Source organism: Streptomyces smyrnaeus (assembly GCF_017676345.1).
Lineage (GTDB): Bacteria > Actinomycetota > Actinomycetes > Streptomycetales > Streptomycetaceae > Streptomyces > Streptomyces smyrnaeus.
This window is the reverse complement of sequence record NZ_JAFFZM010000037.1, coordinates 38,848-48,563: the sequence shown is the minus strand read 5'-3', so window position 1 is coordinate 48,563 and position 9,716 is coordinate 38,848. Positions and strand designations below refer to the sequence as shown.

The window sequence follows — 9,716 nt, the reverse complement described above, 5'->3', positions numbered from 1 at the left end:
TCGCGTACGGGGAAGTCGGAGGTGTCGATCTCGATCCGCTCGCCGGTGCTGAGGGTCAGCGTGAGGGGCTCCCCGTAAGGGATCTCCTGGACCTTGGCGTATCCCATGGCGTGCGGCTCGGTCATCAGCGTGCAGAGCTGCTTGAACGGGTCGGCGATCAGATAGAGCTCGATCCCGAAGCGTGCGTACTTGGCGACGTTGCGGACGTAGTCCTTGTCGTCGTCGGGCCGGGAGGGCACTGCGGCAACAGCGAGCACTTCGTTGCAGGAGTAGCCGTTGCCGAGACGCTCCGCTCCCTGAGCGAGAATCGTGAGATCTGGTGCCGCGTCGTTCTCACCGGGAAATCTCACCAGGACGTCGCTGAACACGCGATCCCGGCCGACCCCGGAGGGACTACGTGTGCTGGTAGGCGACCAGCGAGATCCCCACGTAGTGGACGGCGAACGCGGCCAGCGTGAAGGAGTGGAACACCTCGTGGAAGCCGAACCAGCGGGGTGACGGGTTCGGCCGCTTGATGCCGTAGATGACGCCGCCCGCGCTGTAGAGGACGCCGCCGACGATGACGCACACCATCACCCCGATCCCGCCCTGCCGCATGAAGTCGGGCAGGAAGAAGACGGCGGCCCAGCCCATGGCGATGTAGCAGGGCGTGTAGAGCCAGCGCGGGGCGCCCACCCAGAAGACCCGGAAGGCGATACCGAGCCCCGCGGCTATCCAGATGCCCCACAGCAGCAGGTCACGGCGTCCGTCGGGCAGCAGCAGGATCGTCAGCGGGGTGTAGGTGCCGGCGATGATCAAGAAGATGTTGGCGTGATCGAGACGCCGCAGCACGGCGTTGACACGGGGGCTCCAGTCGCCGCGGTGGTAGAGCGCGCTGACCCCGAAGAGCAGGCAGGCCGTCAACGTGTAGATGGCGCAGGCGACTCGGCCGCGGGTGCTGTCGGCGAGAGCGGTCAGGAACATGCCGGAGACCAGCACGGCAGGGAACATGCCCAGATGCAGCCAGCCCCGCAGTTTGGGCTTGATGGCCTCCGCCGCGGAGTGCGCCGAGGCGGACAGCCGGGCGGCGGCCGAGTGCGGGTGGGAGGAGGCGGCGGCCGTGGGGGAGGCCGCAGCGGGGTCGTACAAGGGGGAGTCGTGCGAGGACGGTGCGCTGGAGGGTGGGGAGGTCACAGCGGCAGGCTCCGAAGACGGGGACGCGGAGTCGGTCATCAGGCCATCGTACCCACGACATATGTGCGACCTACGCTCCCGTAGGTTACGGGTCGCCGCCGGCCGGAATGACCCTGCGTGCCGCCTGGGAAGACCCTACGTGTCGACGGACACACACACCCCGTCTGGACAGACAACCATTCGCATCGCATGATCAGATGAGCACAAGCGGCACCGGATGAGCGACGAGACAAACCGCCACGAAAGCATCCGGGTCGCGGCCCCCAAGGGGCGCGCTGAAAGTGGAAACAAAACCCTCAAACGTCTGGAGCGATCGTGGCGCGCAGTTCTGCGGCTCCCCTCACCTCAACCTCGTCCACCTCGACTTCCGGGGACGCCCCCACCAACCACCAGGAGCTGCTCTCCTGGGTCGACGGCATCGCCGAGCTGACCCAGCCGGACCGCGTCGTGTGGTGCGACGGCTCCGAGGCCGAGTACGACCGCTTGTGCGAAGAGCTGGTCGCCAGGGGCACGTTCAAGAAACTCGACCCGGTCAAACGCCCCAACTCCTACTACGCCGCCTCCGACCCGTCCGACGTCGCCCGGGTCGAGGACCGTACGTTCATCTGCTCCGAGAAGGAGGAGGACGCGGGCCCCACGAACCACTGGAAGGACCCCGCGGAGATGAAGGCCGTCTTCATGGGAGACAAGGGGGGCTCCGCCGGGGAACAGGGCATCTTCCGCGGTGCGATGCGCGGCCGCACGATGTACGTCGTCCCGTTCTGCATGGGCCCGCTGGGCTCCCCGCTCTCCGCACTCGGCGTGGAGATCACCGACTCCGCCTACGTCGCCGTCTCCATGCGCACCATGACCCGCATGGGCAGCGCCGTGCTGGAAGAGCTCGGCGAGGAAGGCCGGTTCGTGAAGGCCGTGCACACCGTGGGCGCCCCGCTCGCCGACGGCGAGCAGGATGTGCCGTGGCCCTGCAACCCGACCAAGTACATCTCCCACTTCCCCGAGACCCGCGAGATCTGGTCCTACGGATCGGGCTACGGCGGCAACGCGCTGCTCGGCAAGAAGTGCTACGCGCTGCGCATCGCCTCGGTGATGGCCCGCGACGAGGGCTGGCTGGCCGAGCACATGCTGGTGCTCAAGCTGACGCCGCCGCGCGGGGAGGCCAAGTACGTGGCCGCCGCGTTCCCGTCGGCCTGCGGCAAGACCAACCTGGCCATGCTGCAGCCCACCGTCCCCGGCTGGACGGTGGAGACGATCGGTGACGACATCGCCTGGATGCGGTTCGGCGAGGACGGCCGCCTCTACGCCATCAACCCGGAGGCGGGCTTCTTCGGGGTGGCCCCCGGCACCGGCGAGGACACCAACGCCAACGCGATGAAGACCCTGTGGGGCAACGCGATCTTCACCAACGTCGCCCTCACCGACGACAACGACGTGTGGTGGGAGGGCATGACCGAGGAGCCCCCCGCACACCTCACCGATTGGAAGGGCAACGACTGGACGCCGGAGTCGGAGACCCCGGCGGCCCATCCCAACGCGCGGTTCACCGTCCCCGCCGGACAGTGCCCGATCATCGCCCCCGAGTGGGAGGACCCGCGCGGCGTGCCGATCTCGGCCATCCTCTTCGGCGGCCGGCGCGCCACCGCCGTCCCGCTGGTGACCGAGTCCTTCGACTGGCAGCACGGCGTCTTCCTCGGTGCCAACGTCGCCAGCGAGAAGACCGCCGCCGCCGAGGGCAAGGTCGGTGAGCTGCGCCGCGACCCGTTCGCGATGCTGCCCTTCTGCGGCTACAACATGGGCGACTACTTCGGCCACTGGCTGGAGGTCGGCGAGCAGGCCGACCCCGCCAAGCTGCCGAAGATCTACTACGTCAACTGGTTCAAGAAGGACGAGAACGGCTCGTTCGTCTGGCCCGGCTTCGGCGAGAACAGCCGCGTGCTCAAGTGGATCGTCCAGCGGCTGAACGGTCAGGTCGAGGGGGTCGAGACCCCCATCGGCATCCTGCCGCGCAAGGAGGACCTGGACACCGAGGGGCTGGGCCTCTCGGAGTCGGAGCTGGACTTCGTCCTGGCGGTCGACAAGGACGTCTGGCGCGACGAAGCGGCACTGATCCCCGAGCATCTGAACACCTTCGGCGACCACACGCCGCGCGCTCTGTGGGACGAGTACCGCGCACTTGTACAGCGCCTGAAGTGACGCCGCGCCCCCCTGCTTGGGGGAGCAGGGGGGCAAGCGCAGCACCGGCCACCGGGCCGCACCCGCGACGGACCACGCCGCGGGTGCGGGGTGCGTCCGTCGCGCGGGTGCGGCGCCTACACCAGTACGCCCTCGGCGCCGGCGTGGGCCTCGATGCGGGCCGTCATCAGTGCGGTGACCGCCTCGTCGCCGCGAGAGGTGGCGACCGCGAGCGCGTTGCCGGCGAGGGTGCGCGCCCGCGCGTGGAGGGAGGCCACATGCGCGGCGTCGGCCCGCAGGGCCGAGGGCTCGGCACGCAGCGGTGCCCGCCCGCCGGACAGGCGAGCCGCGTGGGCGGCGAGCTGCTGCGCGGCGGCATCCAGCGAAGCGCTCGGCGTCAGCGCCCGCAGCTCGTCCGTCACCGTCAGCAGCGCGGTCAGGTGCCCCGCCAGACGGATGTCCAGCTCTTCCTCGCGGGTGCGGCGCGGCAGTCCGGCGTGGGTGCTGTCGGCCACGGTGTGGACCGACTTGGTGCGGATCGGTTCGTACATGGATGGCCTCCTGATGCTTTCCGGAGACCATCCTAACTTAGACATCGTCTAAAGTTGGCCCGCATTCATCGGGCAGCTCCATGTGCTCACGAACGGTTACGGCTGACTGTAACCGTCCAGAAAATGACCGATCCTGGTTACGGCGTCGCGCAGTTCGGTGACACCGGGCAGGTTGACGATCCGGAAGTGATCGGGCTCGGGCCAGTTGAACCCGGTCCCGTGCACAATCATGATCTTCTCCGCGCGCAGCAGGTCGATCACCATCTGCCGGTCGTCCTTGATCTTGTAGACCTTCGGATCCAGCCGCGGGAAAGCGTAGATCGCACCCTTGGGCCGCACACAGGTGACACCCGGAATCCGGGTCAGCAGTTCGTAGGCAGCGTCACGCTGCTCGCACAGCCGGCCACCCGGCAGCACCAGGTCCTCGATCGACTGCCGCCCGCCCAGCGCCGCGGCCACCGCGTGCTGGGCCGGCACGTTCGCGCACAGCCGCATGTTGGCGAGGATCGTCAGTCCCTCGATATAGCTCGCGGCGTGCGCCTTGGGACCGCAGACCGCGAGCCAGCCGCTGCGGTAGCCGGCGACCCGGTACGACTTGGACAGGCCGTTGAAGGTGAGCGTCAGCAGGTCGGGCGCGACCAGCGTGGTCGGGGTGTGCGTGGCGCCGTCGTAGAGGATCTTGTCGTAGATCTCGTCGGAGCACACGGTCAGTTGGTGACGGCGGGCGATGTCGGTGAGCTCGCGCAGGACCTCCTCGCCGTAGACCGCGCCGGTGGGATTGTTCGGGTTGATGATCACCAGCGCCTTGGTGCGGTCGGTGATCTTGCGCTCGATGTCCGCCGGATCAGGCATCCAGTCGGACTGCTCGTCACAGCGGTAGTGCACCGCGGTGCCACCCGCCAGCGAGACCGAGGCGGTCCACAGCGGGTAGTCGGGCGCGGGGACCAGCACCTCGTCGCCGTCGTCCAGCAGCGCCTGCATCGACATCTGGATCAGCTCGGAGACCCCGTTGCCCAGGTAGATGTCGTCGACCGACAGCTCGATGCCCTGGTTCTGGTAGTGCTGCATCACCGCTCGGCGGGCGGACAGCAGCCCCTTCGCGTCGCCGTAACCGTGCGCGGTGCCGACGTTGCGGAGCATGTCCTCGAGGATCTCGGGCGGGCAGTCGAAGCCGAATGCCGCCGGGTTCCCGGTGTTCAGCTTGAGGATCTGATGCCCTGCCGCCTCCAGCCGCGTCGCCTCCTCCAGGACCGGGCCCCGGATCTCGTAACAGACGTTGGCGAGCTTCGTCGACTGGATGACCTGCATAGCGCCACCTTACGGGCGCCGTTGACAGGGCGCCCTATGTTTTCCCTCACCTCGGGGACCCCCCTCCACCTCGGGGACCCCACCCCCCTCGCCCCACCTCGCGGAGAATCCCTGGGCTCCACCCCCCTCCTCCTGCATTGACAGTCACTCCCACTTGAGAGTTACTGTCAGGACGGTCGGCCAGAAGGAAGGGGCTCCCATGACCACCGCACCCCCAGTCCGGCACGCCGCTGGTGGGCGCTGGGCGCCCTCGGCGCCTGCATGCTCACCCTCGGCTTCGACCTGACGATCCTGAACGTCGCACTGCCCGAGATGGCCTCCCAACTGCACGCCGACACCGGCGACATGCAGTGGATCGTCGACGCGTACGTCGTCGTCTTCGCCGCCACGATGCTGCCCGCCGGCCTGCTCGGCGACCGCTACGGCCGCCGACTGCTGCTGATGGCGGGACTGGCCGTCTTCCTCGTCGGCTCGCTGCTGGGCACCCTCGCGGACCGGCCCGGCTGGGTGATCGCGGCCCGCGCCGGAATGGGACTCGGTGCGGCCCTGGTCTCCCCTCTGGTGCTGGCCGTGCTGCCGTCGCTCTTCCCCGACGACAAGGAGCGCACCAAGGCCATCGGAGTGGTCACCGCGGCCGTCGCGGGCGGGATGCCGCTCGGACCGATCATCGGTGGCTGGCTGCTGGACCACTACTGGTGGGGCTCGATCTTCCTCGTCAACGTTCCGCTCGCGGCGCTCGGCATCCTCGCCTGCCTGCTGCTCCTGCCCGAGTCCCGCGACCCGTCGGCCACCCGCGTCGACCCGCTGAGCGCCGTACTGGGTGTGGCCGGACTCGCCCTGCTCGTCTTCGCGATCATCGAGGGACCGACGCGTGGCTGGAGCGATCCGCTGGTCATGGGACTCTTCCCCGGCTCGGTGCTGCTGCTGGTGTGGCTGCTGCTGCGCGAGCGGCGCGGCGAGCAGCGCGGCGCCCGGCCCATGCTCGACCTCGCGCTGCTGCGCGCCCCCGGATTCCGCTGGAGCGCCCTGGCGGTGACGCTGGTGACGATGGTGCTGGCCGGACTGCTGTTCATCGTTCCGCAGTACCTCCAAACGGTCCTGGGCCACGACGCGCTCGGCACCGGTGTGCGCCTGCTGCCGATGATGGCCGGGATCGTGGTCGCCGCCCGGGCCGCCGGCCCGCTGACCGCACGGCTGGGGCCGCGACCGGTGATCAGTGCGGGCCTCACGGCACTCGCGTTCGCCGCGTTCCTCGGTGCCCGTACCGGCACCGCCGACGGGTACGCGCTGGCCGCCACCTGGCTGACGGTCACCGGGCTCGGTGCCGGGCTGGCCATGGTGCCCGCCATGGACGCCGCCCTCGCCACACTCCCCGCCGAGCGCACCGGCAGCGGCTCCGGGCTGCTGATGACGGTGCGACAGGTGGGCACGGCACTGGGTATCGCGCTGCTGGGCAGCCTGCTCGCCCAGACGTACGCCACCCGGCTGGATGCGGACCCCCGGGCGGCGGGCGGTCGGGCCGCCGCGGCCGTACCGGAGGCCGAGGAGTCCGTCGTCACCGCGCACGAGATCGCCGACCGGCTCGGTCTGCCGCAACTCGCCCACGCCGCGGACAAGGCCTTCCTGGCCGGGATGGGCCAGGTGCTGCTGGTGTGCGGCGCCGCGGCCGTGGCGGGCGCGCTGCTGCTGGCGACCGCACCCGGCGCACTGCCGCGTCGGCGCCGCGAGGACACCGGCAGCGTCCCGGACATGGTCCTGCCAGGGGACGATGGCCGACAATGAGATGTATGGCCCCCGCACGTACAGAACCCGCCGACGACACCGCGGCGGACACCGACCTTCCCCCGGCCAAGCCGAGTCTGCGCGAGCGCAAGAAGATCCAGACCCGGCAGGCCATCCGGCGGACCGCATACCGCCTCTTCGAGAAACAGGGGTACGACGCCACGCCCGTCGACCAGATCGCCGAGGAGGCGGAGGTCTCCCCCAGCACCGTCTTCCGCTACTTCCCCACCAAGGAAGACATCGTGCTGACCGACGAGTACGACCCGCTTATCGAGGAGACGCTGCGGCAGCGCCCGCCGAACGAGCCCCCGGTCACCGCACTGCGCGAAGCCCTGTACTCCTCGATCGCCCGTATCTACCAGGCCGACGCCGCCGAGACCCTGCAGCGCATCCGTCTCATCCGGGAGGTGCCCGCACTGCGCGGCCGGATGAGCGAGCACTCGGCGGAGACGGCGTGGCTGCTGCGCCGCGCCCTCGCCGAGCGCACCGGCCGTGCCGAGGACGACCTCGAACTGCGGATCGTGACCGGGGCCATGCTCGGGGCCCTCATGGAGGCGATGTACTCCTGGGTGGACACCGGCACGGCGGGCACCCTGGAGGACCTGCGCGCTCTGGTGACCCGCGCGCTGGGCGTACTGGAACGCGGGCTGACGCTGTAACCTCCGGCGGCGGCGCGGCCCCGGACTCCCCTCCGCCCCTCAGTCGCGCAGGGCCGCCTCCAGCGCCGCCACGTCCGTGACCGGCGCGGCGCACACGAAGCCGCGGCACACATAGGCGGCGGGGCGGCCCTCGACCAGCCCCCGGTCCCGCAGCAGCGGTACCTCGGCGGTGTCCGGCGCGCCCACGGCCACCACGGCGCCGGGTGCGCCGGCCAGCAGAGCGGCCCGGTGCAGCGGGGCGGCCTCCTCGCCGCCCACCACGGCGACCTCTCGCGGACCGTCCAGCAGCGCCTCGCCGACAGCCAGCCCCCAGCCGATGAAGCGGGGTGCCCGTGCGGCGAGTTCCCGTACGACGCCGAGCGACTGCTCGGCGGCTTCCCGGTAGCGGTGGTCGCCCGTGTAGGCGCCGTAGGTCAGCAGCGCCCCGGCAGCCGCGTTCCATCCGGAGGGCACCGCGTTGTCGGTGGGGTCCTGGGGGCGCCGGATCAGCTGCTCGGCGTCGTCGGCCGTGTCGTACAGGGTGCCGTCCTCGCCGGCGAACCGTTCCAGCACCGTGTCCAGGAGGGTTCCCGCACGCGTCAGCCACTCGGCGTCGCCGGTCACCGCGTACAGCGTCAGATAGCCCTCCGCGGTGTCGGCGTAGTCCTCCAGTACGCCCGCGCTGCCGCCGGGCACCCCGTTGCGCGAGGTCCGCACCAGGCGGCGCCCCTCGTCGAACGAGTGCACCTCGGCGAGCAGCCGTGCGGCACGGACGGCTGCTTCCACCAGATCGGGCCGTTCGAAATAGGCGCCCGTCTCGGCGAGCGCCGCGACGGCCAGCCCGTTCCACGCCGTCACGACCTTGTCGTCGCGCTCGGGCCGCGGCCGCTGCGAACGCGCCTCGAACAGCCTGCGCCGTACGGACTCGAAGCGGGCCGCGTCCATCAGCGGCGAGGCCCGGTCCGGGAGCTGCAGTACGGACGCGCCGCCCTCGAACGTGCCCTCCGGAGTGACACGGAAGCAGTCGGCCGCCGACCGGGCGTCGTCCTCCCCCAGCACCTCGGCGAGCTGCTGCGGGGTCCATACGTAGTAGGCGCCCTCGGCGTGCCGGCCGTGCCCGTCGTCGCTGTCGGCGTCCAGCGCGGAGGCGAAGCCGCCCTCGGCGGTGCCGAGCTCGCGGACCAGGAAGTCCGCCGTCTCCAAAGCGACGCGGCGGGCCCGCTCCGCCCCGGTGGAACGCCACAGATGCGCGTACACGCGGCACAGCAACGCGTTGTCGTAGAGCATCTTCTCGAAGTGCGGAACGACCCATTCCGCATCGACGGAGTAGCGGGCGAAACCGCCCCCCAGCTGGTCGTAGATCCCGCCCCTGGCCATCGCCTCGCACGTCGCCTCGACCATCTGCAGCGCACCCTCGGAGCCGGTGCGCGCATGGTGCCGCAGCAGGAACTCCAGCACCATCGACGGCGGGAACTTCGGCGCCCCGCCGAACCCGCCGTGCCGGGCGTCGAAGTCCTTGGTCAGCCCGAGCAGCGCGGCTCCCATCTCCTCACCGCCGGGCGCCTGCGGGGCGCCCAGCCGGATGCTGCGCCCGGCCAGATCCGCGCTGATCCGGGAGGCGACATCGGCCACCTCCTCGCGCCGGTCCTGCCACGCGGTGCGTACGCCCTCCAGGATCTGCCGGAAGGAGGGCATGCCGTGCCGCGGCTCGGGCGGGAAGTACGTCCCGAAGTAGAACGGCTCGGCGCCGGGCGTCAGAAACACCGTCATCGGCCAGCCGCCCTGCCCGGTCGCCGCCTGCACGGCCTCCATGTAGACGGCGTCCACGTCCGGCCGCTCCTCGCGGTCCACCTTCACGCTGACGAAGTGCGCGTTCATCAGCTGCGCCGTCGCCTCGTCCTCGAAGCTCTCGTGCGCCATCACATGGCACCAGTGGCAGCTCGCGTACCCCACGCTCAGCAGCACCGGCACCCCGCGCCGCCGCGCCTCCTCGAAGGCTCCCTCCCCCCAGGGCCACCAGTCGACGGGGTTCTCCGCGTGCTGGAGCAGATACGGAGAGGTCTCATCCGCGAGTCGATTCGCCATACGGCCATGG

The 9,716-nt window shown here is 70.5% G+C and carries 8 protein-coding genes; 3 read left to right on the top strand and 5 right to left on the bottom strand.

What is annotated here, in order from left to right; all coding sequences use genetic code 11:
- Both JW613_RS34165 and trhA read right to left on the bottom strand, forming a co-directional pair.
- Positions 1-368 (bottom strand): Uma2 family endonuclease (locus tag JW613_RS34165; RefSeq protein ID WP_209214944.1); only part of this gene is annotated, 368 nt, incomplete at its 3' end.
- Between the two features lie 25 nt (positions 369-393).
- Positions 394-1,212: a PAQR family membrane homeostasis protein TrhA gene (gene trhA / locus JW613_RS34160; RefSeq protein WP_245226814.1), complete on the bottom strand. Its 819-nt coding sequence runs from the start codon at positions 1,210-1,212 to the stop codon at positions 394-396.
- 276 nt (positions 1,213-1,488) lie between these two features.
- On the opposite strand from trhA, the gene JW613_RS34155 reads away from it, so the two are divergent.
- On the top strand, positions 1,489-3,363 hold the full coding sequence (locus JW613_RS34155; RefSeq protein WP_209214942.1) for a phosphoenolpyruvate carboxykinase (GTP): 1,875 nt from the start codon (positions 1,489-1,491) through the stop codon (positions 3,361-3,363).
- A gap of 116 nt (positions 3,364-3,479) precedes the next feature.
- Here the strand turns inward: JW613_RS34155 and JW613_RS34150 are convergent, their stop codons facing one another.
- Complete coding sequence (locus JW613_RS34150) at positions 3,480-3,893, bottom strand: SCO4983 family protein (protein WP_099883662.1); 414 nt, start codon at positions 3,891-3,893, stop codon at positions 3,480-3,482.
- A 96-nt stretch (positions 3,894-3,989) separates the two neighbouring features.
- A complete protein-coding gene (locus tag JW613_RS34145) occupies positions 3,990-5,201 on the bottom strand; it encodes a pyridoxal phosphate-dependent aminotransferase (protein ID WP_209214935.1) in 1,212 nt (403 codons plus the stop codon).
- A 261-nt stretch (positions 5,202-5,462) separates the two neighbouring features.
- Here JW613_RS34145 and JW613_RS34140 point away from each other — a divergent pair, with 261 nt between their 5' ends.
- Positions 5,463-6,983 (top strand): MFS transporter, encoded by a 1,521-nt coding sequence (locus tag JW613_RS34140; protein ID WP_209214933.1) that lies wholly within the window; start codon positions 5,463-5,465, stop codon positions 6,981-6,983.
- 5 nt (positions 6,984-6,988) lie between these two features.
- Entirely contained in the window at positions 6,989-7,642 is a 654-nt protein-coding gene (locus JW613_RS34135) for a TetR/AcrR family transcriptional regulator (RefSeq protein ID WP_209214931.1), read from the top strand.
- Positions 7,643-7,681: 39 nt separating this feature from the next.
- Here JW613_RS34135 and JW613_RS34130 read toward each other — a convergent pair whose 3' ends face one another.
- Positions 7,682-9,706, bottom strand: a complete 2,025-nt coding sequence (locus tag JW613_RS34130) for a thioredoxin domain-containing protein (RefSeq protein WP_209214929.1) — start codon at positions 9,704-9,706, stop codon at positions 7,682-7,684.
- Positions 9,707-9,716: the final 10 nt, after the last annotated feature.

Excerpts from the sequence above, each read along its gene's own strand:
- trhA (WP_245226814.1), bottom strand. The coding sequence starts at position 1,212 with ATGACCGACTCCGCGTCCCCGTCTTCGGAGCCTGCCGCTGTGACCTCC.
- JW613_RS34150 (WP_099883662.1), bottom strand. The coding sequence starts at position 3,893 with ATGTACGAACCGATCCGCACCAAGTCGGTCCACACCGTGGCCGACAGC.
- JW613_RS34145 (WP_209214935.1), bottom strand. The coding sequence starts at position 5,201 with ATGCAGGTCATCCAGTCGACGAAGCTCGCCAACGTCTGTTACGAGATC.
- JW613_RS34140 (WP_209214933.1), top strand. The coding sequence starts at position 5,463 with ATGCTCACCCTCGGCTTCGACCTGACGATCCTGAACGTCGCACTGCCC.
- JW613_RS34135 (WP_209214931.1), top strand. The coding sequence starts at position 6,989 with ATGGCCCCCGCACGTACAGAACCCGCCGACGACACCGCGGCGGACACC.
- JW613_RS34130 (WP_209214929.1), bottom strand. The coding sequence starts at position 9,706 with ATGGCGAATCGACTCGCGGATGAGACCTCTCCGTATCTGCTCCAGCAC.